This window comes from Bacillus sp. 1A, from assembly GCF_052682215.1.
Genome location: NZ_JBQYLZ010000001.1, coordinates 1,460,135 through 1,486,484 on the forward strand (window position 1 = coordinate 1,460,135; position 26,350 = coordinate 1,486,484).

A 26,350-nucleotide genomic window follows, 5' to 3' on the forward strand; every position below is an offset into this window, starting at 1 on the left:
AACAAAACCCCCACTGATTAAAGTTTCACTTTATGTTAAAATTGCTCACCCGTCATAAGTGACATGAAATGTTTAAAGAAGCGGTTATAATCAAAATCAATTGCGATTTGATGACTCGGCCAATCAATAAATGGCTTAGATTCTCCTAAAGAACGAAATTCCCCTATGCTTGTTCCTTGTGCATAAGATTCTGTCATGACAACGATAGGTGACTTGTGATACGTAAACATAGAGTTATCAAGTAAAGCGAGTATTGGCATTGTGTCATGGAAGGGGCTCCCCTTTAAATGCGGTAAGGCGTCTTTATAATATCCGTAGTAATAATGATTGAATAACGGTTTGACGAGTGGGGCTTTTCCTTTTGCTTCAATGTATTCAGCCATTTCTGGTGTAATGATGGAATACTGAGTGACGTTTAATGGATAGATGTACATGTTAGGTGAGGATTGAAGGACTATATTAGCGGCAGTAGGATCGCCATAAAAGTTTGCTTCGGAAATAGGGGTAACATTACCAGGATGTAAAAAGGCACCGCCCATTACATAGTAAGATTTAACTTGCTTCATGAGCTGTTTACATAAGATGAATAAAATTGCTAGGGAGGTAAGTCTTCCTAAACTTACAATGATTAATTCATCTTTATACTGTTCAATAAGAGGAATAACTTCGAAAAAATTCTCCATCTCTCCGTTAGTCACATTTCCCTTTGGAATAATTGGCCCGAGCCCCTGTTTCCCGTGTACTTCCGTAAAGAAAGCTGGAGGGGCGCCAGTAAGTGGACGTTCTGACCCACCAAATATCTTGATATTTCTCTCCTTTGCTTCGCTCTTAAGAAAATGAGCGTTTTGTACGGCCATTTCTTTTGGAACATTGCCGTAATCAGCAACGATGCCGACGATTTCTATTTCATCAATAAAGAATGCTAAGAGGAGAGCCATCGTATCATCAATCCCAGGATCACAAAAAATAAGAACTTTTTTTGGCATATGTTCACCACCTATCTTGTTTATCCCGTAAAAGCCTGATTGTAGGGATGAAGAAAACCACCACTAATGAAAGTTTCACTTTATATATATGTAAGCTTAAGGATAAAAAGATTATTTTATTGAAATAACAACGTTATAAATTCAGAAAATAAAAACTTTTTATATTAGGTCAAGGTTTTTGACTTAATTTCTATGCGGAAATCCAGTCATATCAAGGTTGTAAGCGTCTAACATAAGCTGTTTTTGCTGTCAAGTTGATAAATTGCAGCTTTTTACAATTTATACTATGATAAAGATATTAAGAGAAGATCGTATAAACATGAGGGATGATGAACATGAAATTTACAAAGATTCTTGTCCAAATTGCTGCTCTTTACGTCTTGTATATGGTTGGAACTTGGTTACAAGAAGTGTTAAATATTCCGATTCCAGGAAGTTTGATTGGAATGTTCCTCTTACTTGTTTTACTTAGCCTAAAAGTCCTTCCAGTGAAATGGTTCGATTTAGGAGCAGAAACACTCGTTGCTATTATGCCGTTTTTATTAATTCCGCCAACACTTGGCCTAATGAATTACGGTGCTTTTTTTATGAGTAAAGGAATTTCTCTTTTCATTACAATTGTAGCGAGTACATTTTTAATTATTATTGTCGCAGGGCATACAGGACAATATCTTGCGAATAGAAAGGAAAGAGAGTCGCGATGAGCCAAATATTAATCGGAATCGGTTGGGTTCTTTTTACGGTGCTATTATACCAATTATCTAAAAAAATCTATAAATTATTTCCAACACCATTCACCATTCCAATGCTTGTAGCAACAGGATTAATGGCTTTCTTATTTATCATGCTTGATATACCATATCAACATTATATGGAAAGCGGTGGTGGCTGGATTGCAAAACTGCTCGGACCCGGTGTTGTAGCATTTGCAATTCCTCTTTATAAACAACGTCACGTTCTGCAAAAATATGTTGTACCGATTGCTGGTGGCGTATTAGTAGGGACAACAGTTGCAATCGCAAGTGATTTTGCCATTGCATCACTTATGGGAACAGATAAAAGCTTAATTTTATCTTCTTTACCAAAATCGGTGACAATGCCAGTTGCGATGAGTGTTTCAGAGCAAGTTGGTGGTGTACCGTCATTAACAGCAGCTTTCGTTGTTATCGCAGGTATTACTGGAACGATTACCGGCCCACTTTTATTAAAATGGAGCCGCGTTACAAACTCAGTTGGTAAAGGTATCGGATTTGGATGTGCTTCTCATATTATGGGTGTAATGAGAGCGATGAAAAATAATGAACATGAAGGTGTTATTGGATCGGTAACAATGACATTAACAGCAATTTTGACATGTTTGCTCGGGCCGTTATTTGCAATGATGTTTATGTAATAGAAGAAAAGCGAGAGAGACTCTATAGCTCTCGCTTTTCTATAGAATTTATGCTACAGTTAAAATAACTGAATCTTTGTAGGAGGTGCGCCAAGTGCATACGTTATTATCCGTTTTACTTATTATTGTATCGATTTTAATGATTGTTATGGTACTTATGCAGTCTAGTAATAGCTCAGGCCTTTCAGGTGCAATTTCAGGCGGTGCAGAGCAATTATTTGGTAAGCAAAAAGCACGTGGAATTGAAGCGGTATTAAACCGTATTACAATTGTTTTAGCTGTATTGTTCTTTGTATTAACAATTGGTGTTACGTACTTCAATTTATAGAATTGAAAGAAGAAGCGTTAGTAAGTTGTACTAATGGTTCTTCTTTTTTTATTTTGCCATTTGAAAGATGTTTCTAACTAGATTATAGAAATGTCAACTATCCCTACTGAGATAAAGCGTTTCAGTGGGGGCTTGAGTTCGAACGCTAGGTCTTTTCGTCTATCGCTAGACAGTTTGACGCTCTAGCATTAATGATTATGATTATGATTATCATTATTCAATTTCGTTGTCCTACGATATATTCCCTCCTTATCTAGGGCAGATTATATCGTAAGACAAAAGAAACAAAATTGTTTCGTCTACCTGCTGACGGCAATTCATCTCCACCTGAGTTGTTGGATTTCACCCGTAACACAAATCAGATGGAGTCTTCTTGCCGAAAGGGATAAATATGGTACACTAGATATAGAAAGAATACGACTAGATTACAGAAGAGAAAGAGGAGAAGTACATGATGAAATTAGCATCTCCGAAACCATTTACATTTGAGGGTGGAGACCGCGCTGTTTTATTACTACATGGTTTCACAGGAAACTCAGCTGATGTACGTATGTTAGGGCGTTTCTTAGAGAAGAAAGGCTACACTTGTCATGCGCCAATTTATAAAGGGCACGGTGTACCACCAGAAGAGCTTGTTCATACAGGTCCTGAAGATTGGTGGCAAGACGTAATGGAGGCATATCAGCTTTTAAAAGATAAAGGCTTTGAGAAAATTGCTGTTGTTGGATTATCACTTGGCGGCGTATTTTCTTTAAAATTAGGTTATACAGTACCTGTTTTAGGTGTAGTACCAATGTGTGCACCAATGTATATTAAGAGTGAAGAAACGATGTACCAAGGTATATTGGCATATGCCCGCGAATATAAAAACCGTGAGCAAAAATCACCAGAGCAAATCGAACAAGAAATGTTGGAATTCCAAAAGACACCGATGAATACATTAAAAGCATTACAACAATTAATTGCTGACGTACGTAACAATGTGGATATGATTTATGCACCTACATTTGTTGTACAAGCGCGTCATGATGAAATGATTAATACAGATAGTGCTAACATTATTTATAACGGTGTAGAATCTACGTTAAAAGACATTAAATGGTATGAAGACTCTACGCATGTCATTACACTTGATAAGCAACGTGACGAGCTACATGAGGATGTATATAACTTCTTGGAGCAACTAGATTGGTAAGATCTAGTTGCCTCTTTTTTTCATAAGGAATTTTTTGTGAAAACTGTAAAAATCATTAGGGGAGTATTAAAGTTTCGCTTTATACATCCCCGGTCTTTCGGATACACTAAATAATATAAGGGTTTAAAGGAGGTATTTCTGCTTGGAAGAAATCATACAAGGAAATATTGATAAGTTGTTATTATTTATGAGAGAAGAAGCGTACAAACCGTTAACAATACAAGAGTTAGAAGAGGCATTTGGAATTGAAGGGTCTGAGGGCTTTAAAGATTTTGTAAAGGCACTTGTAATGATGGAAGAGAAGGGACTTGTTATTCGCACACGTAGTAACCGTTACGGTCTTCCTGAAAAGATGAATTTAGTACGCGGTAAATTAATTGGACATGCACGTGGCTTTGCATTCGTTGTACCAGAAGAGAAGAAAACGGGAGATGATGATCTTTTCATCCCACCTACAGAGTTAAACGGTGCACTTCATGGCGATACAGTATTAGCGCGTGTTAGCGCACAATCAAGTGGATCACGCCAAGAAGGTTCAATTGTACGTATTTTAGAGCGCGGCACGAAAGAACTAGTTGGTACATATACAGAATCGAAAAACTTTGGATTTGTTGTACCTGATAATAAGCGCTGGACGAGTGATATCTTTATCTTGAAAAGTGCATCAATGGGTGCTGTAGAAGGCCATAAAGTAGTTGTGAAAATTACGAGCTATCCAGAGAATCGTTTAAGTGCAGAAGGTGAAGTTATTCAAATTCTAGGTCATAAAAATGATCCAGGAGTAGATATTTTATCAGTTATTCATAAACATCATCTACCTTTAGCATTCCCTGAAGAAGTGATGGAGCATGCAAACAGTGTACCAGAAACGATTTCAGAAGAAGATTTAAAAGATCGCCGTGATCTGCGTGACCAAATGATCGTAACGATTGACGGTGCAGATGCGAAAGATTTAGATGACGCTGTTACAGTAACGAAGCTCGAGAACGGTAACTACAAGCTTGGCGTTCATATTGCGGATGTAAGTCATTACGTTCAAGAAGGTTCTCCAATTGATGTAGAAGCAGCGGAAAGAGCAACGAGTGTATATCTTGTTGACCGTGTAATTCCGATGATTCCGCATCGTCTATCTAACGGTATTTGTTCGTTAAACCCGAAAGTAGACCGTCTGACGTTATCTTGTGAAATGGAAATCAACAACTTAGGTGATGTTGTAAAGCATGAGATTTTCCAAAGTGTGATTAAAACGACAGAGCGTATGACGTATGCTGACGTAAGAAGCATTTTAGAAGATGAGGACGAAGAGTTAATCAAACGCTATGAGCCGCTCGTACCGATGTTTAAAGAGATGGGTCAATTGGCACAGATTTTACGTGAAAAACGTATGCGCCGCGGTGCAATCGACTTTGACTTTAAAGAAGCGAAAGTATTAGTAGATGAAGAAGGTAAACCGACAGATGTTGTCATGCGTGATCGTTCTGTATCAGAGAAGTTAATTGAAGAATTTATGCTTGTTGCGAACGAAACAGTAGCAGAGCATTTCCACTGGATGAACGTACCATTCATGTACCGTGTCCATGAAGATCCGAAAGAAGATAAGCTGGAACGTTTCTTCGAGTTTGTAACGAACTTCGGATACGCAGTAAAAGGACGTGCGAACGAAATACATCCTCGTGCGCTGCAACAAATTCTTGAAATGGTTCAAGGGCAGCCGGAAGAAGTAGTTATTTCAACAGTAATGCTTCGTTCAATGAAGCAAGCGCGTTACGATGCGGATAGCTTAGGACATTTCGGTTTATCAACTGAGTTCTACACACATTTCACATCACCAATTCGTCGTTACCCAGATACAATCGTTCATAGATTAATTCGTGAATACATCATTAACGGTAAAGTCGACAATGAAACACAAGCGAAATGGCGTGAAAACTTACCTGAAATTGCAGAGCATTCTTCTAATATGGAACGCCGTGCTGTTGAAGCAGAACGTGAAACAGACGAAATGAAAAAAGCAGAGTATATGGTTGATAAAATCGGCGAAGAGTATGACGGTATGATTAGCTCTGTAACAAACTTCGGTTTATTCGTAGAGCTTCCAAATACAATTGAAGGTCTTGTACACGTTAGCTACTTAACGGATGATTACTACCGTTATGACGAGAAACATTTCGCAATGATCGGAGAACGTACAGGTAACGTATTCCGCATCGGAGACGAAATTACAATTCGTGTTATTAACGTAAACAAAGACGAGCGTGCAATCGACTTTGAAATCGTTGGCATGAAAGGTACGCCTCGTCGTAAGTTCAAAGATCGTCCAGTCGTTATCGAACAGCCAAGAACAGGCAGAAAGAAACGCGGTGGACGTAGCGAGCGCAGTGATGAGCGCGGCGGAGAACGTGGTACAGGTAGAAAATTCGACCGTGGTGGCAAAGGAAAAGGAAGAGGATCAGCTTCTGTTTCCACTTCCACGTCCGCTAGTCAGCCAGGGAAAAAAGATGGTAACGGTAAGAAGAAAAAAGCATTCTTCGAAAATGTACCAGGATTCAAGAAGAAAAAGAAAAAGCGTAAGTAAGAAAAGGAGGGCTTCGCTTTGATGAAAAGCGGGGCTTTTTCTTTTTTATTGGTGGCTTGAGAGCGAGCCACTTTCGCTTTTTGTTGGAATCCAGCTACAGTGGCTAGAATGTTCGGCGGCTTCGCTTCTTCCCGAGAGGCAAAGAGCGCCTCAAGGTCAGAAGCTCCATCCACCTCACATTCGGAGCGAGCCACTTTCGCTTTTTGTTGGAATCCAGCTACAGTGGCTAGAATGTTCGGCGGCTTCGCTTCTTCCCGAGAGGCAAAGAGCGCCTCAAGGTCAGAAGCTCCATCCACCTCACATTCGGAGCGAGCCACTTTTGCTTTTTAATGGAATCCAGCTACAGTGGCTAGAATGTTCGGCGGCTTCGCTTCTTCCCGAGAGGCAAAGAGCGCCTCAAGGTCAGAAGCTCCATCCACCTTACATTCTGAGCGAGCCACTTTCGCTTTTTATTAACATTTGTTACAATAGTAAAAATAGAGGAGGGACGTTATATGCCAAAGGGTACAGGTAAGGTTATTGCACAAAATAAAAAAGCATTTCATGATTATTTCATTGAAGAAACATACGAGGCAGGGCTTGTCCTTCAAGGAACTGAAATTAAGTCGATTCGCGCTGGACGTGTGAACTTGAAAGATGCGTTTGCACGTGTACATAATGGTGAAGTATGGGTACATAATATGCATATTAGTACATATGAGCAAGGGAATCGTTTCAACCATGATCCGCTTCGCACGAGAAAGTTACTCCTTCATAAAAAAGAAATTGAGAAGTTAACGGGTGCTTCAAAAGAAACAGGCTATGCATTAGTTCCAGTTAGAATTTATTTAAAAAATGGATTTGCGAAGATGGCACTTGGTTTAGCAAAAGGTAAAAAGCAATATGATAAGCGTAACGATTTAAAAGAGAAAGAAGCAAAACGTGAAATTGCACGCGCGTTCCGTGATCGTCAAAAGATGTAATACAGATATTTACATTTGTAAAACGGCGCGCGTATGATATAATAACTTATGTAAGATTGTTGCACATTGAAAAACAGCTCTTAGTAGCTATCACGATATTTCTTCGTATGCTCCATTTTTATCATGGGGACGTTACGGATTCGACAGGGATAGTTCGAGCTTAGGTTGCGAGTCGAGGGGATCGGCCTCGTTAAAACGTCAAAGCCTATAATTGGCAAACAAAACAATCTTTCTTTAGCTGCTTAATTGCACTAAAGGTTCCTCCCTCCATCGTCCATGTGGTAGGGTAAGGGACTCAAACTAAGTGGACTACGCCGGAGTTCGCCGTCTGAGGGCGAAGGAAGAGAACAATCAGACTAGCAACTTGGAAGCCTGTCGATAGGCCGAAGAGTTTGCGAAATGCTAATATATCGACTACACTCGTAGAAGCTTAAGTGCCGATATTTTTGGACGTGGGTTCGACTCCCACCGTCTCCACCAATACATATTTGGTGGTTTTTTTATTTTGTGTGATTTGAACCATAACTTTGCCAAAACGGCAAGGTTATGGTTCTTTTTGTTTGTGGCAAAGTTATGGTTCCAAAAATAATATGTAACAATCAGCCTAATAGAACAAGTTGCCCCAAAAACGATAAAAATGAACTTCATTTCTTATTGGTAAAAAAGTATTATATTAAAGAATACTTTTTTCATTAGATAATTTCAAATAAGCTTTAATCAATTTGTATTTCGGTTCAATATGGAATTCATTATGTTAAACAAATAAGCGATAAAGAATTTAACATTGGAAATAAATTAATTTATAATTATATATTGTTATTATAAAAATAAATAAGGTGATTTAATGTCATTAACAAGCATTCTTAAAAGTTCTAAAGAAAGGGATAAGGAGTTTCAATCTATATTAAGAAAAATAATTCCTAAGAAGAATGAGTTTAAAACAGTGTCTGGTAAAACAGCTTTTACTAAAGAATATGAGATGCTGGTTCCATATACTCTTACGAATCCATATCAAGCCTCATTAGTAGGAACAGCTTTTGATTATTTAGCTAGAGCAATGATAGCCCAAGTTGCTATTGGTAATTCAGAAGATTTTTTTAAAAAAATAAATGCAGAAAATGGTTTAAAGATAATGAAAAGTTTCTTTAAAAAATCTATACTTAGCTCATTTAAGTTAAACTACCATTACAAGAAATCCATTAAACAATTTCAATTATTTATTAACGGAAAAAATGAAATTAATGAATTAATTACTGCAGCATGTTATTTAGCTAAATTGGAACATATTTTTCGCAGTGGATTACCTCCAATGAATCCTAAAAAAAGTCTTTTTTCTAATCCGGAAGAAGTAATAAAAAAAGAATTAGAAGATATGTGCAGAGCGTTCCAAAAAAGGTTTCTTGTCACTGAAATTGTCTCCCAAAAAAGCAAAGTAATCTATAACCCGACCTTTGGGATTGCTTCTTTAATGGTAGGTGGAGCCGATGGTGATATAATTATTGATGGAGTTTTATATGACTTCAAAAGCGGAAAGGCTCTAGGATATTCTTGGAAAGAAGTGGCTCAATTAATTGGTTATTATTTTTTAAATGAAATTTCAGTAACTTTAAATAGTAGTGAGTGGTCGGATGCCTATAAAGATTTGAAGATAAAAAAGGTAGCGATTTATAAAGCGAGATATGGTGAAGTAGAATATTTTGATTTAGCGAACTATGATAGACAAATGGTAAGTGAAATAACAAATAAAATGATTCTTCATCTAAAAATCTGATAAGAAATTCTCATTCTTATCAGATTTTTAAAATCAAATATTATTTAACTTTACAGAGGGCATATCAATATTTTTATTTTGTAGGAAATTGATGAGGGAATAAGAAGGGGAGAGTGATGTCATTGTTCAAATATAATCAGAGGATTCGTGAATAATTTCACTTCATGATAATATTGAACTTCCAATTTTTATGTTATAATTAACTCTAACTTATAGAGTTTTGATTTATATAAATTGGCATTAAATTAATTTCAAGTAAAGAAGAAAATATATAGCTGGGAATTTCGAGTTGCTTTTCAATGCTTTAAAAATAATTAATTATGCTTTTGTTTCTGAAAGATTTGAAGAGGATTATTGAAATTATTTCCTAAGCACCTATATTTTTTTCTCTCTAAACAATTATTAAACTATCTCTTCATAGCGGATGAATAATCTGATTATTTTTCTTATTTTGAAGGGTTTGTTAATAAGGGTGAGATCTCCAATTATAATTTTTACACTAATTGCTTAAAATGTTAAACTGAATAAATATACCAGTTTAGAAAGTGTGATTAGTATGAATTATATGTACTTAAATAGATTTTTCAGTAGAAAGTATTTAATTGATATGTTATCTAAGGAAGTATTTGATGCGGGATTATTTAATAAGGAACTCGAGAATAATTATAAAATTTTAAATCAACATTATAGAAATGAATTTTTTTTTAAAAATACTTTGTTTAATAAGCTGGTATTAGGAAAGTACAGTGTAACAACCACATCCGCGTTCAGTGAGGTTGTAATTGGAAAGTCAAAGGCGGATTTTGTTCTTATAAACCATAGTAAAGGGATGGTCTTTGAGATTAAGACAGATCTTGATAATCTTGAAAGGTTAGAACACCAATTAGAGGATTATTACAGCGCGTTTAGTGAGGTATACGTTGTAACTTCTGAAAAGAACTACTACCCAGTCTATAAGACATTAAGAGGATCTAATCCTTCGGTAGGTATTATTGTTTTGACAGATAAAGGGAACTTGAGTGTTAGAAAAAGTGCTGTTGAGAACAATAGCAGTCTAAAGTATGAAAGTTTATTTAAATTATTGAGGAAACAAGAATATGAAGAAATCTTGCTTGCTGAGTTTGGACGCTTACCTGAAGTAAAGCCTGTTCAATATTTTAAAACATCCCTCCGATGGTTTAAAACCCTAAATCTTAAGGATGCACAAATATTAGTATTAAATCAGTTAAGAAAGCGAAAAGTTGTAGAGGATGTAAAAATATTAAAGGAATTACCTATGTCACTAAGATGGATAATTTACACAGGTAATTTTAAACCAAAAGAGATACGTGATATATATAACAAATTGAATCAAACTTAGGGGGAAAAATAATGTATTTTCCAATTATAAGAGGAAGACAATATGATTTGTTAGCGCTTAGAGAACTACAAAGTAAGGGATTACTAAGCAAGAAAATTATCCCGATTATTGAACCAATTAAATTAAACCCTACTTTGCTATCTACTGTTAACATGTTTGAAGAAAGAGAGAGAAATTTAATTATAATTACTAATCCAAAAGTAGGTTCATTTACAGGGGAAATTGTTATTCCTAGTATTTATCAAAAATTTAAAGAGATGATGTCAAGTCATGTTGTTATCTTTGCTCACCGTCTGAATGAAGACTCTGAAAATCAAATAATCAATTTGCAAAAAGAATTTGATGTGAACTTGGAGAACTTGGCTATTATACATTCGGAAAGAAATTATATACCTTTCTACAAAGAAATTTTTGAAACCGTAAACCCTTGGATAAATGTAATACCAACTGATAGTTCATTCAAAAGGCAATTAAGAGGACAACAATTGGTAGGCTTAGATGATAAGTTTAATAAGCTTTCAAGGAATGTAGATTACTTAGAGAAGATTAGTGAATTTTATTCAGAGGAACATCTCTTCTTTGAAGAGGAGGGCTACTTTGGCTTTTCAGATTTCACTATAGTGGGAAAAGAATATAGTGAAGGTGGCTTTGCACCGTATGCTGTTGCAATTCACATTGTTTATCCAAATAAGGAAAACTCTTTAGGGGTAATGCACTTTGTCTCAGAATCTAATAGTGATACAAGTGACCCTGCTGGAAAGTTTGCTGAGGCTTTAGATAAATTGATAGAGTGGTATCGCTCAGTACCTGATGAGAGAATGGATACGTTGGCTATGCAGTGTTTTGTAAAACATTATGAGGAAGGAACATATCCAGGTTTACCAACTCTTAAGAAATTATCAATAATGCATCACTTGGAATTAATGGGGAAATTGTTAGGCTAGGGGAGATACAAATGAATTGTTGCGAGAAATGTTTTACATCATCAGAAATTAAAAGCTTTATTAAAAGTTTAGATGGTATTGGCGATTGTAATTTCTGTGAGAGTAGCAATGTGTATGTATATGATTTAGATAACGATAATGGCTTAGATGATAGGTTTAATGATCTTCTAAGTATCTTTAAATTAGGTACAGATGATTTGCTTGCTGAAGGTTATTCACAATATAAGTTGATTAGCATTAAAGACGAGTTCGAAAAAAGGTGGAACATTTTCAATGGTTTTGATGGGAATAAAATCCATCGTTTGTTAACTTTACTTCTTGAACGTAAGTATTCAGATAAAATTTCTTTTTTGAATAACCAAGTAGCTATTATAGAGTGGATGAATGAAAGTTATCTCGAAAAAAATGCGGTTTTAAAGGGATATTCATGGGGAGAATTTGTAAAATACATAAAACATGAAAATAGGTTTCATTCTAATCATGTGAATAATGAAATATTGAAAAAATATCTAGAAAGAATTACAACTGTTGTAGAAGATGAAGTTTTTTATAGAGGAAGAATTTCAAATGATAAAGAGTTAGATAGCACTGAAATGGGTGCTCCACCTTTATTATATGCAACAGCGGGACGGGCCAATTCAGAAGGAATTAGTCATTTATATTTGGCTAGTGATATAGAAACTGTTATAAATGAAATTAGACCTAGTATAAGTGATATACTATATATTGGGAATTTCCCGATAAGAGAACCATTAAAAGTAGTAGATTTTAGAATGCTGAAAAATTTAGATGTTTTTGAATTCGATGATCCTATCATGTACGTCATGTATGCGATAAATTTAGAGACTTTTAGTGAGATGAGTAAAGCAATATCTAAGCCAGTTCGCAGTGGAGACAGTAAATTGGATTATTTACCTACACAGTTTATTGTGGATTTTATTAAAACTCTTAATACCACTGAATTCGCGGGTTACCATGGAATAGTTTTTGAAAGTACAGTGAGCACAAGTGGATATAACTTAATGATATTTGACCCTGACTTATTAAATTGTTCCAAAATAACCAAAAGAGAAATTCTAACTGTAAGGTACACACACACCTCTTGTGTTTAATGGGGGGAAAATAATGAATAAAATTTTAAAGAATAAAAAAAGAACCCTAATAGGTTCTTTTTTTATTTTATAAATATGAACTAGTGTATTGCTTAAATGGCACCTATATAGTGAATACTCTGAATTAAAGAAGGTGATAAATCTTATATTATTGTAATTAATTTGTTTAATTTTATATATTAACGACGATAATAATAAAAATTATGTTTAAAATGGAGTTAAAATAATGAAATCCTCTCAAAATAATATTAGTTTATTATATGATCTTGCACCAAAGGAGGTATACACAGGAAACTGTGAGAGTTTGACAAGTTATATTATTCGCTTAGCTAAGGAACATAATATCTTACCTGGAGTATTGGTAGGTAAGATATTAGCCCCTAGATTAGATAGTAAATATATATTACGTAGTAGTATGTATGGAGGAAATCGTCTTTACGATGGGATAAAAAGTTTAAATTCTTTTAATAAAAATGCCTTAGCGTTTACAAATATTTTAAGTTTACTAGTAAAAAGAACCGATATAAAAAATACAACTTTGCTAGGATTAGAGAATTTTATTTCTTCAAGGGATTTGATGGAGAAAAATTTAACTTGGTGCTCAGTATGTTTAGAGGAATGGGGAGACAATGAATCGTATTATCCGTTATTATGGTTTTTTAAAGATGTGAAGATATGTTTGAAACATCATTGTGAACTAGAGAAGTTTTGTTTTTCTTGTAAAAATAATATGCCTATTATGCACAGAAAGAGCATAGTTGGATATTGTTCTTATTGTAATAAATGGTTGGGAGAAAGAAATTCAAAAAAGATAAAGGACACAAAAGATTTATTGAAAGCTCAATACGTGTATGAACTAATAGCTAACCGATCTGGTTTAATTGAAAAATATAGTAAGAAATCTATTTCTGATGTTTTATTTCAATTAATTCACTGCTTTGCTGATGGGAATTTAGCAGAATTTGCGAGATTCGTTAATATTCCCAAAGTAACGTTATGGGATTGGGTTTATGGAGAGAGATTGCCTACATTCAATAAAATTTTAGATATTTGTCTTAGTATCAATAGTTCTTTAATACAGTTTTTAAATGGAGATTTTTATTTAGATTCCAAACAAAAATTAAGGTTTGAGAAAAAAGAGCAACAAATTTTAATAAGAAGAAAAATTAATAGGGAGGAACTACAAAGAAAGTTAGAGGTATTTCTTTCAAGTAATATTCCTTTGTCTTTAGCAAAGGTTTCAGAGAGATTAGGATATGATAGGAAAGTATTGACGTGTAATTTTCCAGAGATATGTAGTCTTATTGTAAATAGGCATAAAGAATATTGTATTCAGCAAAAAGAAGAGAGAAATATTGAATTGACAAGAAGCATTGATACTGCAGTTAATTATCTTCATGGGAATGAAGTTTACCCTAGCCGTAGAAAAGTTGAAAAATTTTTAGAAAAACCAGGTCTTCTACATGAGAGAAAAATACGTGAAGAATGGCTAAAGAAGATATCAGAATAGAAGATGGGAGGTTTTTGTTCATGTTAAGCGATTTTGAATTTGAACAATTATGTTTAAAGTTACATATACCTAAGAAAACCCAAGAATTCATAAATCATATACGTGTTTCTGAACCTGTACGTCGTGTAGGAGGTGGTCATCATAATGTTTGTGGAACATATCCAAGTAAAAAAATGGGTTGCACAATTCAATATGAATCTTCTAAGGTTGAGTTACCAGCTATTTTTATGATGGAGAATGACGCAGATGTTTTAGAGTATTATGATCAACCAACTAAAATTAAACTTGAATATCAAAAGTCCAATGGCAAAAAAGTTGCGCCAATTTATACCCCGGATTTTTTAATAATTGCAAAGGATGCTATTTACTTTGAAGAATGGAAAACTGAAAGAGAACTTATAAAATTATTTGAAAAAGAGCCAGTAAGGTATAAAAAAAATGAAACAGGGCAATGGAGTTCGCCGCCGGCGGAACAATGGGCAATGGAACATGCTTTAAAATTTAGAGTTAGATCAGATAGTGAAATTAATTGGATATTGTCTCGTAACTTTCAGTTTTTAGATGATTATTTAAGAGTTGGTCAACAAAATGTATCAAATGATATTAAAAATGTTATCTTCAATATAATTAAAACTTCTCCAGGAATATCCCTTCAAGATTTAATTCAATCTTCTACTTTATATTCAGCTGATCATGTATACAATTTAATAATATGCAATGAAATTTATGTTGATTTAAATACTTATTTACTTAGTGAACCAGATAGAAATCCTGTATATATAAGCGTTGAACAATATCATTCTTTTATAAATAGTGTTGTTAACGTGCAACAACAAGAAAATTGTAACCCTGAAATAGTGAGGACTGATATAGGTACTAATGTAATGTGGGATGGTAATCAGTATCTAATTATTAATAATGGTAATGAACAGATAACTTTATTGTCTTCAGAAGAACAGATTGTTAAAGTTCCGCAAAATATATTTGTAGATTTATTTGCAGAAGGAAATATTAGAGGAATTAATACAATGAGTCGTGACAAAGAAAAAATAAGAAGAGAGATACTTATACAAGCAAAACAAGGTGATTATGAAATTGCGAATCGAAGGTATGAATTAGTAAAGAAAAAGCTAAGCGGAGAATTAAATGAGAATAATGATGTCCCTTCAAGAACGATTAGGGAATGGACTAAAAAATTTAAAGAAGCACAACTTTTATATGGAAACGGTTATTTAGGCTTAATTCCTAAAAGTAAAGATAGGGGTAATAGAAGTGATAAATTGCCACTGGAATCCATCGAACTCATGAACGAATACATTGAACGAGATTACGAAACCAATAAACAAAAGTCGATGAGAGTTGTTTATGGCTCATTAATTAATGCTTGTGAGAAAAAAGGAATTATTGCTCCAAGTTATAAAACATTTACAAACTATATTAAATTACGTCCAAAAGCATTAAAGGTAGAAAAGAGAAAAGGGAAAAGAGCAGCATACAATTACAATCAATTTTATTGGGAGCTAGAATTAAAAACACCTAGACATGGGGAACGAGTCTTTCACGTTTGTCACATTGATCATACAGAATTAGATATTGAGCTCGTTGATTCAAAAACAAACAAATCCTTAGGAAGACCATGGCTTACCCTTATGACGGATGCTTACTCAAGAAAAATTTTATCCTTTTTTTTAACGTTTGATCCACCTAGTTATCGTTCGGTCATGATGGTGATGAGAGATTGTGTTAGAAGACATTCGAGATTGCCTCAAATAGTTGTTGTAGACAATGGAAAGGAATTTGGCAGCATATATTTCGAAACCTTTTTAGCGTATTTTGAAATTATTAGAAAGTCTAGACCGCCCGCCAAGTCTAGATTTGGTTCTGTAATTGAGAGAATGTTTGGAACGACTAATACAATGTTTATTCATAATTTAAAAGGTAGCACATTGATTATGAAAGATGTTCGTCAAGTTACAAAAAGTGTGAATCCAAAGACACATGCGGTATGGACAATTAAAGATTTATATGAATGTTTAAATAGTTGGTTTGAAGAGGTATATCATAGGCTTCCTCACCCAGCATTAGGACAAACGCCTTTAGAGTGTTCTGAACAGAGTCTTACAATTAGTGGTTTTAGAGAATCAAAATTAATCCGCTATGACGATGAGTTTAGAATTCTAACGCTTCCTTCAACAACTAAGGGGGTGGCAAAGGTACATATAGGGCGTGGTGTGAAAATTGACTATAAATATTACTGGTGTAGTGAATTTAGTAATCCAAAGGTTGAAAATACCAATGTCGCTGTTAGGTATGATCCTTATGATATCAGTATTGCTTATGCATATGTAAATAATAAATGGGTTAGATGTATATCGGAGTATTATTCAATTTTTAGAAATCGAACAGAGAGAGAATTAAAACATATTACGGCGGAGCTGAAAAAAAGTTTTAAGGATTATAATAAATCGTTTAATATTTCTGCAAAAATGATAGCTGATTTTATTAATAAGAGCGAAAAAAGTGAAAGAGTGTTTGAACAAGCAATTAAAGATCGAGAAATGCAATCGATTGTTAGAGACAGAATGAATAATAGTTTAATTTGTGTGGAGCAACAGGATAGTAAAGAGTCGTTTCCTAATCGAGAGAAAATTAATGTATTGAACTTTGAATTCAAACAATTAAAGCGCTTTGATGAAGGAGGCCAATAATGTCTGTTGAAATAAATTTCCCAAAAGAGCTTTTATTAGAGTCCGTTGAAAAAAGAGGAGCTTGGTTTGAACAATATGCAAAAGTAGAACACCCTATCATGGAGAATTTAGTAGAAAATTTAGTAGAGCGTATTAAAAATCCAGCAGGAAGTAATTTGATTATGGTAGTTGGTCCAACAGGAGTGGGAAAGACCACAGTGCAAGAGCTAGTTGTACGTAAGATTTATCAGTGGGCTCTTGAATGGGAAGACATGGATAATAGGATACCTATTACAGGATTGGAGTTACCATCTCCAGAATTGGGGAGATTTAATTGGAAGGCTTATTATAAAAGGGCTTTAGAAGCTTTAAATGAGCCATTAATTGATTTTAAAGTAGACTACGATACCTTAAAAAAGGATTCTAGAGGAAAAAGAATCAGTCCTTATGACAAAAGAACATCTCCTGAATTAAGGCGATCTTTAGAAAAAGCATTTTATTATAGAAGACCACTCGCATTTCTAGTTGATGAAGCGCAACATTTTTCTAATATTGCAAATGGTAAGACGTTGCACCTGCAGTTAGATGTTATTAAATCTTTAGCAAATATATCAGGTGTATTACATATTCTTGTTGGTCATTATGATTTAGCAGATTTTATTAATTTAAGTGGACAATTAAGTAGAAGGGTCACGGACATTCATTTTGCAAGATATAATGCTAATAATATTGACGAATTAAAAAGTTTTGTGAACGTTATAGCAAATTTACAACAACAGCTTCCTTTAGAGAAAGAACCAGATTTAATAAATCATTATGATTTCATATATGAGCGTACACTGGGATGTGTAGGGATTTTAAAAGATTGGCTTAGTCGATGTTTAGTTGGTACTTTAAACAATGGTGAAGTAACAATCAATTTACAGTCTTTGAAAAAATATGCTTTACCTATTAGTAAAATAGAAGTAATGATGGAAGAAATCAAAATTGGTGAAGATAAATTCAATGAAGATAAAGATAAGGTTAGTGAGTTAAGAGTGAAAATGGGATTGGATAAATTCAATATAGAGTCGGTAAATCAAGTATCCACAAATCAGAAAAGTAAATCGAAGAAAAATGTAGGGGTTAGAAAAGCAAAGCGTGATGTAATAGGGAAGTGAAATAATGGGGATTCAGAGTATAAATCAAGGAATACAAAAGGAATACAAGGTTGAGGTTAGCACACTTTATTCAATAGAACCTATAGGATTAGGGACTCCCTATGTAGAAAGTTTGACTAGCTATATCTCAAGGCTAGCTTATATACATAATGTTAGGGTGGGAGTATTAATCAAAAAGGTTATTGCTAAAGAATTGAAGAATGAATTATTAAAAAATAAAATATATAATGATGGGGCATCATCAGTTACGAAAGGAATAAATGGATTTGGTGATATTTGTTTGGATTATGTACAAGCATTAGAAAAATTAACATTACGGAACGATATCATTTATTTGACTATGTTGTCATGGACATCAATTATAAATGTGAGAAAGATAGTAGATAATCATAGGAAGTGGTGTTCGGATTGTTTAGGTGAATGGAAAGAACAAGGAAGACCGATTTACGAACCGTTAATCTGGTATTTGCGTGGAAGTAACCATTGTAATTTACATAAGAAAAAGTTAGCTGAAACATGTTGGAACTGTTCAAAACAACTGATGCATATGCATGGGGAAGTTCGCATGGGGTATTGCCAGTATTGTCAAGGATGGTTAGGGAAAACTAAAAATTATAAGTTTAAAGAAACCCAATATCATATTGCTAGCAAAGAAAAGGAAATGGTCAATAATTATGGTTTATTATTGGAGATGGCTCCAAAAATTTATGAGGTACCATTAAAATATAAAAGTATAAATATTTTAAAAGGAATTAAAGAAGAATTTGATTTTTATGGAAAGGAATTAGCAGAGTGTTTTTCAGTAGGTTTATCTACTGTGTTTGGCTGGCTAAATGGGAGGAAGTATCCATCCATCGATTCTTTATTTGAATTTTCTTATAATTCAAATATTAAAGTATATGATCTACTTACAAATGAAATTATTCAATATGAGGAAGAATTCAATAACCTTAAATTAAGGAATCAAGCAAAAGAGGATACAGAGAAGAAGGATATAAAAGGTAAACAATTGAAGAAGTTGAGTTTAAAAGATGTGTTAGAAAAAGTATTAGAATCAGATGAACCAGAAAGTTTAGAACAAATATATAGAAAGTACGGATATGCACCAGCTACAATGAAAAAGCATTATCCTCATTTATATAAGGAAATCAAATTGAAAAGTAAGATGCATAAAGATAATATCATAAAAAAGCGAAATAATGAAAGAAGAGAAGCATTAGAGAGAGTCTTAAGTGATAATTTATATGAGGATCTAAGTTTATATTTAATTTTACAGAAGCTGGGTATTTCTCGTTCTGCGGGACGGAGTAACTTCTCAGAAGTATGTAATAAAATTAGTGAGAGATATAAAAATTATCAGCTGAAAATGCAGGAAGAGCATAAGGCGAAAATTATTAATGAAATTAAATACTATACTTACTACTTACATGAACAAGGGATTTACCCTAGTGGAAACAAAATTGCTGAACGCCTTTCTGGAACTGGTTATTTGCTAAAACCGTTTTTCCGAGAGGCATACCTAGATTTATTAAAAGAATTAGGATATCGCTATTAATATAGAATGATGTATTTATTTATGAAAAAGGTGCATCTTATAAATTTCATTGAAGAAGCTATATACAGTGGGTGTATAACATAACTTTTAATAGTGGCTCAACCTTGTATAAAAAATTGTTGGAGTGAATTGGATAAAAAACCACTTGAACTAATAATAGAGCATAATAATAGATAAACCTTAGACTTGTGGCAAGGTTATGGGTTAATCAAAAACTTTTGGCAACATTATGTTTCACATTTTATGAAAATAATCCTGTGGGGTTGGCGTTTACGGCAATAATATGCTTCAAATTGTGGCAGGTTTATGGTTCAAATAACATTTTGTATGATATGAACCATAACTTTGCCAGGCTGGCGGAGTTATGGTTCTTTTTGTTTGTGGTAAAGATATGCTTCAATATTAGTTTCTATTTAATAAGTTAAATAAATCGACATCTGTTATAAGAAGTGCCCACTTCACTTCTTTAAGATTTGTAGAAAGTATCGAGTATTTTTATTAATTTTACATATACATCATAGGAAGATTTTATAAAGTGATAATGAAGTTATTTAATTTAGGCATAAATAAATACAAGAGCATTGCTACATTGTATTCATTTGAATCTTCATAAACGGTCAGCTATATAATCTAAAAAAAGTGTAAAATCATCCCAAAAAATCTTGTTGAATTGCTTCATAAAAACGACGAACCAATTCTTTATTCGCTTCAATTGACACGATAATCATTCTTCTTCTTTAAAATAATTACTACAATTACCATTCGTTTTTCACTTAGAATGTGTAAGATCTACCGTCGTCTGGTATTAACACATTAGACGTGATTCCTTTTTCATTAATAAAGTTCTTTAATTCTTCTCTGGACAATGCCCAGTGGTTTACAGCTTCCATGTGGACAGCAATAATTTTTGCGTTAGGAGCAACCTTATATACTTCATAGACGTCATCTTTCCCCATGATAAGAGAACCCCCTTCAAAGAATTGATTATCTCCCGCATTTACCACAATGATTTCCGGTTTATGTGTATCAATCACTTCTTGAATAGCTTCATACCACACCGTATCTCCAGCAACATATAATGTTTTCTCTGTTGAGTGTTTGAAGACAATGCCACATACTAGACCAGCAAGTTCAAGTATTTTGCCTCTTCCATGTTCACCTTTTGTTTTAATTAATTGGATACCTTCAAAGACAGTATCCTCTTGTAAAACTTCTACACTTTGAAAACCATCATTTCGAATTTCTGTCGCATCTTCCTCGTTTTGGGCGAATATTGTAACCTCCTTTGCTAATGCTTCTTTAGCAGCATCATCCCAATGATCATAATGCAAATGAGTGACAATGACTGCATCAATATTTTGAATAATATTGTCAATAGATGTAGGTAAGCTTACCAAAGGATTATTTTGATCTTGTCTTGGTGCATTTGGAAAAGGTGGGTAAGTCCCTTTTTCTGCTAACATTGGATCGATTAAAAACTTTTTTCCTGCATATTCAACGACTATAGTCGCATTTCGAATTTGTTGTATATTCATATTCATTACCTCCTTTGCCTCTTGTTTATTAACTTACTTGTTGTTAGTGTATACTACGAGCATTATTCATTTACATAGATAAAATCAAGTATTTTTGTAGTTTGCCTTGAATTTTGAAAGAATTAATATATTTTGTGTTCGTAATTATTAAATAAACTAAACTGCATTCTAATTGGAGAAAATGTAGAGATTCATTTACATAAAAGTTTGTAAAACTTCTTTGAAAGGATTTGATTTCATGCTGGATCACACAGATGTACAAATATTAGAAGAGTTATCTAAAAATAGTCGTATCACAATGAAGGAATTAGGGGAGAAAGTTCATTTAACAGGACAAGCTACCGCATCTAGAATTACTAAATTAGAGGATAATGGAGTGATTGAAGGTTATAGCATTAAAGTAAATCAAGGTAAATTAGGTTGCTTTATGCATGCTTTTATTAATATCTATATAAAAGATACACATCATCAGCCGTATCTCTCATTTATTAAAACACAAGAGAGACACGTCATAAATAACTATAAAATTAGTGGGGATGGTTGTTATCTTCTTGAATGCAGGTTTCCCTCTAATGAATCATTAGATCAATTTTTACTGGGTTTAAATAAGCATGCAAACTATAAACTATCCATTGTGATTAAGAAATAATGCGGCATTAAAAATGAACTAGCGGAAACTTGAAGAAACACAGAGGTGACAAACCTCTGTGTTTTTAAATATATTTATTGTAAGTTAATTTGTACTTTCCGGTATGGTTGTTCCTTCTCTGCCAAAATGAGAGAATTAACTAGCGGCAAATTTATGGGTTAATAAAAGACTTTTGGCCATTTTACGATTCTTGTTACATTTTAAAGAACACATCACACTCAAGCTAGGAAAAGCAAATATCCCAAAACTAATAAATAATCTTTTTGGTACAAATTTGTGGAAAATTCATTCCGGTGAGACTACAAATTTTTGGTTCGGTGGGCATGTAGAGTATCCCTACTAGGCGAATTTTAACCTGGAAAGTTCGAATTTCTGTACATTAAGTAAAGTGAATTTTTATTCGCGTGATTCTTATTATCTGAAATTAATAAAGCATGTTATACCCTCTTCTTTAAGAACGTTTCCATAATATCCTTTTTGAATCTTTCATAATCAAACTGAAAAGCTACATTATGTATTTTATAGCCTGGATTAGAAACAAAGCGAAAGTCTGCAATGCTTTGACCAAATCCTTCTCCTTGATCAGGAATTACTTTAATGGGTACTCTTGAAAGGCTAACAGCCTCTTGATTCAGCAAATACCACACTGTTACAAAATCATGCATAGGACTTCCGTTTATACCAGGATTAGACTTGGAGTAGAAATTATAATAATAGTCTAGCATAGGCTTGATGATGAGTCCTGCAAGATCCTGTGTATTCCGATGAAATGTATCAATTTGCTGGACCATTTCGGGTGTAACAATCGCATGTTGAGTCACATTTAAAGGAATAATTGTCAAATTCTTTGCATGCTGCAGAATTAGGTTTGCTGCATAAGGATCTGAGTAAAAGTTAGCTTCAGCCACGGCAGTTACGTTACCTGGATGGAAAAAAGCCCCTCCCATGCAAATGCATTCTCTAACGTTTCGCATTGTTTCTAAATTCAGTACAAATGTCGTAGCTAGCGAAGAAAGTCTTCCTAAATTGATAATTGTAAGATCTTCTAAATTTGATTGTATAATTTGATAAATATCATTTAAAGGATAAACTGGATATGAAATTTCAGGGGGAATGATAGGTCCTAATCCAACTTTTCCATGTACTTCAGGGAAATACTGAATCAATATACCTGTCAACGGTACAGAAGCACCAAGGAATACAGGTATCTTTTCTCTTCCCGCAATGTACTTCAAATAGTTAATATTCCTTATTACATTTTCTCTTGATACATTTCCATAATCGGCTACAATTCCTACAAGTTGAATGTCTTTACGAAAAAAGGTGTATAGTATAGCAAACGCATCATCAATTCCCAAATCTGTAAACAGGAGAACCTTTTTTGGCATATCTCTTCCTCCAAAATTTATAGAATCCTACGTTCACTAATGATTAGGCTAAACTTGTGTGTATATATTTTATGTATTCTTAAAGAGTGAATTCTATTCACTTGAAATGGCTTTGCTCATCTAAATTTAATATTGTGTTTAAGCGTAAAATATATAAGGTGCATTATAAATATGGAAAGACCAATTGTTATTGAGGAGTTTACACCGGATTGGGCACTACAATTAGGGCTCACTATATCAAAAAAGAAAATTGTACGTTTAGACACAACTAACCGATTCCTTGTACGTTAAGGAACCGGCTATTTGTTTTATTACTTTTTTGTGGAGTTTTTGTCTTGAAATGGTCTTAAATGATTGATTTAAGGTTATAAACTTAAATCATAAATAAAAGATAGAGTAAAAACTATATAAGAAATAAATGTAACGAAAACAAGAAAACATATAAACCGAGCATTAGATACATATTGTGCTATTCTTTTTTTCATGTTAATTGGTTTTATTTTTTAAATGTGAAGTATCAATTTGAATCTCACCTTTCCAAGATCCAGCTACTTTTCCAATTTTATTTATATTTACATCTAATGTAAGGGGTTGTTTAAAAGCGTCTTTTCCTTCAGGACCTTCAACAAATGTAACAACACCTTCTGGTTTATCTTTATCACGAATGCCTACATGCTCTAATTTTTTACCTGCTACCATAAGTTCAAAAGGAAGACGATCATCTGAATCTTGGATAAAGGATATTACTTCTCCATTTTTAAGTTCAGGGTTGTTCTCTTGTTGTCCATTAACTTTACCATCACTTCCAAGCTCTAATCCCGTTGTATCAAATTCAAATGGTACTAAACTCCCATCAGCCTTTTCCATTCTATAATGAACGGATATACGAGAATCCGCGATATATAACTCTTTGAAATGTACAGTAATACCTTGATCTGTAATTTTTTCATCAATAGGAATATATTTACCATTTTTCATTCCATCTATTGTGACACCATTTTCATCTGCACCTCCCTCATTTACAACCTTATCATTTGTAACTGCATCCGAAAAATACGAGGCAACATTTGTAGCTGCTACTTGTACTTGTGGAATCATTGCTGTTGTGAAAAGTGCAACTGCAGCTACTGCTGTATACATGAAACGTTTTGATTTTTTATTCATGTTTGTAAAAATCCCTTTCTTTTGTTGTTTTTTATGATTTATATTAGAAACATTGTCTAGCTTTGTACGACTTTCAAATGTTTTCCATGCTTGATCTACATCAATTTTGATTTCTTGTGGTGAATGTGCAGATTCTTCATCTAGCATTACGTTCTCCCATTGGTTTAATTTACTGATTTCTACTAATAAATCTTGGCATACTTCACATGTATCTAGGTGTTTAGTGAATTCCTTTCTTGTATCATGAGAAAGTTCTCCATCAATATATGTTTGAATAAATCCGATATCATAACATTTCATTTGTTATGCCTCCTCCATTTGTTTATAAATCTTGCGAAATTTCATTTTGGCTCGGACTAATAATGTTCCAATAGAAGATATTTCAATTTGAAGTATTGCTGCAATTTCTTTATATTGAAAACCAGAGAATTTCATTAGTAAAAGGGTTCGTTCTCGCTCATTCATTTTATTTAGTATCGTTTGGACTTTTGTAATTTCTTCTTTTCTTATCCAATCATCGTCTAATGATGAAACATTTTGCACTTCATGGTATTGTATTTCCTTATCAATCTTCGCTTGATGCCTTTTTTCGGATCGTAGATGGTTATAAGCTACATAAGTAGAAGATTTAATCAACCATCCAGGTATGTTTTCAATTGCTTTCCAATCGCTACGATATAATTGTAAAAATACTTCTTGTGCTAACTCTTCAGCAATAGGTTGATTTTTAACAATCCATATTATCTGTTTCACAGCGTAAACATAGTATTGTTTAAATATGTCTTCGAAGGTCATATGAGAAGTATGACTTTCTTCGTTTTCTATGGTTAACATGTTAGTTAAAACCTCACTTTCAATTTGATGCCTGTATTATAGAGAAACCAGAAAAACGGATTTTGTGACAGTTTTTCTTATTTTTTTTATTATGTACTTAAAAAGGCATTCATCTAATTAAAAGATGAATGCCAAAAAGGGAAATGAAAATATAAAAACCACTATAACTATTGCAGAGGTTTCTGTTAATGTACAAGAGAATAGTTAGTTTGTTTCTGAATTTTTCCTAAACATATAATTTGACAATCGGGTGGTACCCCCGAAATAGAAAATAAAGAAATGGTTATTGATGATAAGCAGTTAGATACTATAGCTACTCGTAAACACCCGATTAGTGAGTTCCTATTGGAAATTCACTTTATTCAAATCTTAATATGTTTTGTGTTTTTATCTATATCTATTGTAAGATTATATAGAGTTCTCCTAATAAGCTTTTATAATGGATTTTTTAGGAATTTAATATTTATAAATCTTAAATTATTTTTTTGAGATAACTAAGTTATATTGAAGTAGAGGTGAACCATCGGTGAGGCAGGTGTTAGTAATTAAGAATGAACGGTCTTTAGCGAAGAAAATCGTAAGCGGTTTAACGCAAGAAGGCCATTTCATTTTAAAACTTCACAATGAAAACGAAGGTTTAAATATAATATATGAACAAGATTGGGATATTATCATATTAGATTGGGATTTATTAAGTATATCCGGACCAGAAATTTGCAGGCAAATACGACTTGTTAAAATGACACCGATCATTATTGTGACCGACAATATTTCTAGTAAGGATTGTATAGCAGGGTTACAAGCAGGAGCAGATGATTATATTAGAAAACCATTTGTGAAGGAAGAATTAGTAGCAAGAGTTCAAGCTATTTTAAGAAGAAGTGACTATAACCAGCAAAATGAGACAACCTTTTTTCAGTTTAAAGATCTCTTTGTTGATGCATCTAGCAATATTGTGAAAAAAGGTAGCAAAAATCTCTCGCTTACGAAGCGCGAGTACGATTTACTTGTATTTTTAATTAAGAATAAAAATACAATATTAAGCCGTGAAATGCTTTTGAACCAGGTATGGGGATATGACGTAGTAGTAAATCCGAATGTAGTAGACTTATATATTGGGTATGTAAGAAAAAAGCTAAAGTGCGAGAAGAAAGACAGATATATTCAAACGATACATGGCAGGGGCTATTCAATGATTGAATGATAAAAAATAAGATAATAGGTAACGCACAGTTCTAGCAT

General features: G+C 33.5%; 22 protein-coding genes and 1 other RNA gene. 17 read left to right on the top strand and 6 right to left on the bottom strand.

The features are described 5' to 3' along the window. Window positions 1-35: 35 nt before the first annotated feature. The gene (locus ACUN0F_RS07290) at window positions 36-986 is read right to left on the bottom strand and encodes a nucleoside hydrolase (RefSeq protein ID WP_445539305.1); all 951 of its coding nucleotides are present in this window, start codon (window positions 984-986) and stop codon (window positions 36-38) included. 335 nt (window positions 987-1,321) lie between these two features. Here ACUN0F_RS07290 and ACUN0F_RS07295 point away from each other — a divergent pair, with 335 nt between their 5' ends. From ACUN0F_RS07295 to rnr, 5 genes are all read left to right on the top strand, one after another. Then, window positions 1,322-1,690, top strand: a complete 369-nt coding sequence (locus ACUN0F_RS07295) for a CidA/LrgA family holin-like protein (RefSeq protein WP_075309614.1) — start codon at window positions 1,322-1,324, stop codon at window positions 1,688-1,690. Beyond that, window positions 1,687-2,379, top strand: coding sequence for an LrgB family protein (locus ACUN0F_RS07300; protein ID WP_000078299.1), 693 nt, complete (start codon window positions 1,687-1,689; stop codon window positions 2,377-2,379). The genes ACUN0F_RS07295 and ACUN0F_RS07300 overlap by 4 nt, the downstream gene beginning before the upstream one ends. A 94-nt stretch (window positions 2,380-2,473) precedes the next feature. Then, window positions 2,474-2,707 (top strand): preprotein translocase subunit SecG, encoded by a 234-nt coding sequence (gene secG / locus ACUN0F_RS07305; RefSeq protein WP_000557264.1) that lies wholly within the window; start codon window positions 2,474-2,476, stop codon window positions 2,705-2,707. A gap of 454 nt (window positions 2,708-3,161) precedes the next feature. Continuing rightward, complete coding sequence (estA, locus tag ACUN0F_RS07310; protein WP_000761972.1) at window positions 3,162-3,902, top strand: carboxylesterase; 741 nt, start codon at window positions 3,162-3,164, stop codon at window positions 3,900-3,902. 142 nt (window positions 3,903-4,044) lie between these two features. Next, a complete protein-coding gene (rnr, locus tag ACUN0F_RS07315; protein ID WP_445539306.1) occupies window positions 4,045-6,477 on the top strand; it encodes a ribonuclease R in 2,433 nt (810 codons plus the stop codon). Here rnr and ACUN0F_RS07320 read toward each other — a convergent pair. Then, a complete protein-coding gene (locus ACUN0F_RS07320; RefSeq protein ID WP_431144358.1) occupies window positions 6,384-6,794 on the bottom strand; it encodes a hypothetical protein in 411 nt (136 codons plus the stop codon). The genes rnr and ACUN0F_RS07320 overlap by 94 nt on opposite strands. Window positions 6,795-6,971: 177 nt before the next feature. Here ACUN0F_RS07320 and smpB point away from each other — a divergent pair, with 177 nt between their 5' ends. From smpB to ACUN0F_RS07370, 10 genes are all read left to right on the top strand, one after another. Continuing rightward, entirely contained in the window at window positions 6,972-7,439 is a 468-nt protein-coding gene (gene smpB / locus ACUN0F_RS07325; protein WP_001123922.1) for an SsrA-binding protein, read from the top strand. A 125-nt stretch (window positions 7,440-7,564) separates the two neighbouring features. After that, window positions 7,565-7,919: a transfer-messenger RNA gene (gene ssrA / locus ACUN0F_RS07330) on the top strand. A 364-nt stretch (window positions 7,920-8,283) separates the two neighbouring features. Beyond that, on the top strand, window positions 8,284-9,210 hold the full coding sequence (locus ACUN0F_RS07335; RefSeq protein WP_103655861.1) for a hypothetical protein: 927 nt from the start codon (window positions 8,284-8,286) through the stop codon (window positions 9,208-9,210). A 556-nt stretch (window positions 9,211-9,766) separates the two neighbouring features. After that, window positions 9,767-10,570, top strand: coding sequence for a sce7726 family protein (locus ACUN0F_RS07340; RefSeq protein ID WP_445539307.1), 804 nt, complete (start codon window positions 9,767-9,769; stop codon window positions 10,568-10,570). A gap of 11 nt (window positions 10,571-10,581) precedes the next feature. Then, entirely contained in the window at window positions 10,582-11,514 is a 933-nt protein-coding gene (locus ACUN0F_RS07345) for a sce7725 family protein (RefSeq protein WP_103655860.1), read from the top strand. 11 nt (window positions 11,515-11,525) lie between these two features. Then, window positions 11,526-12,626 (top strand): RES family NAD+ phosphorylase, encoded by a 1,101-nt coding sequence (locus tag ACUN0F_RS07350; RefSeq protein ID WP_103655859.1) that lies wholly within the window; start codon window positions 11,526-11,528, stop codon window positions 12,624-12,626. A 226-nt stretch (window positions 12,627-12,852) separates the two neighbouring features. Beyond that, a complete protein-coding gene (locus ACUN0F_RS07355) occupies window positions 12,853-14,136 on the top strand; it encodes a TniQ family protein (RefSeq protein ID WP_098138094.1) in 1,284 nt (427 codons plus the stop codon). A 20-nt stretch (window positions 14,137-14,156) separates the two neighbouring features. After that, the gene (locus ACUN0F_RS07360) at window positions 14,157-16,844 is read left to right on the top strand and encodes a TnsA endonuclease N-terminal domain-containing protein (RefSeq protein WP_445539308.1); all 2,688 of its coding nucleotides are present in this window, start codon (window positions 14,157-14,159) and stop codon (window positions 16,842-16,844) included. Continuing rightward, window positions 16,844-17,983, top strand: coding sequence for an ATP-binding protein (locus ACUN0F_RS07365; protein WP_098138098.1), 1,140 nt, complete (start codon window positions 16,844-16,846; stop codon window positions 17,981-17,983). Before ACUN0F_RS07360 ends, ACUN0F_RS07365 begins: the two co-directional genes overlap by 1 nt. A gap of 4 nt (window positions 17,984-17,987) precedes the next feature. Continuing rightward, a complete protein-coding gene (locus tag ACUN0F_RS07370) occupies window positions 17,988-19,538 on the top strand; it encodes a TniQ family protein (protein WP_150159600.1) in 1,551 nt (516 codons plus the stop codon). A gap of 773 nt (window positions 19,539-20,311) precedes the next feature. Here ACUN0F_RS07370 and ACUN0F_RS07375 read toward each other — a convergent pair. Further along, window positions 20,312-21,073: an MBL fold metallo-hydrolase gene (locus tag ACUN0F_RS07375; RefSeq protein ID WP_137035740.1), complete on the bottom strand. Its 762-nt coding sequence runs from the start codon at window positions 21,071-21,073 to the stop codon at window positions 20,312-20,314. A gap of 238 nt (window positions 21,074-21,311) precedes the next feature. On the opposite strand from ACUN0F_RS07375, the gene ACUN0F_RS07380 reads away from it, so the two are divergent. Then, a complete protein-coding gene (locus ACUN0F_RS07380; RefSeq protein ID WP_137035741.1) occupies window positions 21,312-21,722 on the top strand; it encodes an Lrp/AsnC family transcriptional regulator in 411 nt (136 codons plus the stop codon). Window positions 21,723-22,159: 437 nt separating this feature from the next. Here the strand turns inward: ACUN0F_RS07380 and ACUN0F_RS07385 are convergent, their stop codons facing one another. The 3 genes from ACUN0F_RS07385 to ACUN0F_RS07395 form a co-directional block, all read right to left on the bottom strand. Next, complete coding sequence (locus ACUN0F_RS07385; RefSeq protein WP_137052370.1) at window positions 22,160-23,110, bottom strand: nucleoside hydrolase; 951 nt, start codon at window positions 23,108-23,110, stop codon at window positions 22,160-22,162. A gap of 486 nt (window positions 23,111-23,596) precedes the next feature. Then, window positions 23,597-24,574, bottom strand: coding sequence for a DUF4179 domain-containing protein (locus ACUN0F_RS07390; RefSeq protein WP_445539309.1), 978 nt, complete (start codon window positions 24,572-24,574; stop codon window positions 23,597-23,599). A gap of 3 nt (window positions 24,575-24,577) precedes the next feature. Beyond that, entirely contained in the window at window positions 24,578-25,108 is a 531-nt protein-coding gene (locus ACUN0F_RS07395; RefSeq protein ID WP_137035744.1) for an RNA polymerase sigma factor SigX, read from the bottom strand. 526 nt (window positions 25,109-25,634) lie between these two features. Here ACUN0F_RS07395 and ACUN0F_RS07400 point away from each other — a divergent pair. Then, complete coding sequence (locus ACUN0F_RS07400; protein ID WP_137035745.1) at window positions 25,635-26,312, top strand: response regulator transcription factor; 678 nt, start codon at window positions 25,635-25,637, stop codon at window positions 26,310-26,312. Window positions 26,313-26,350: the final 38 nt, after the last annotated feature.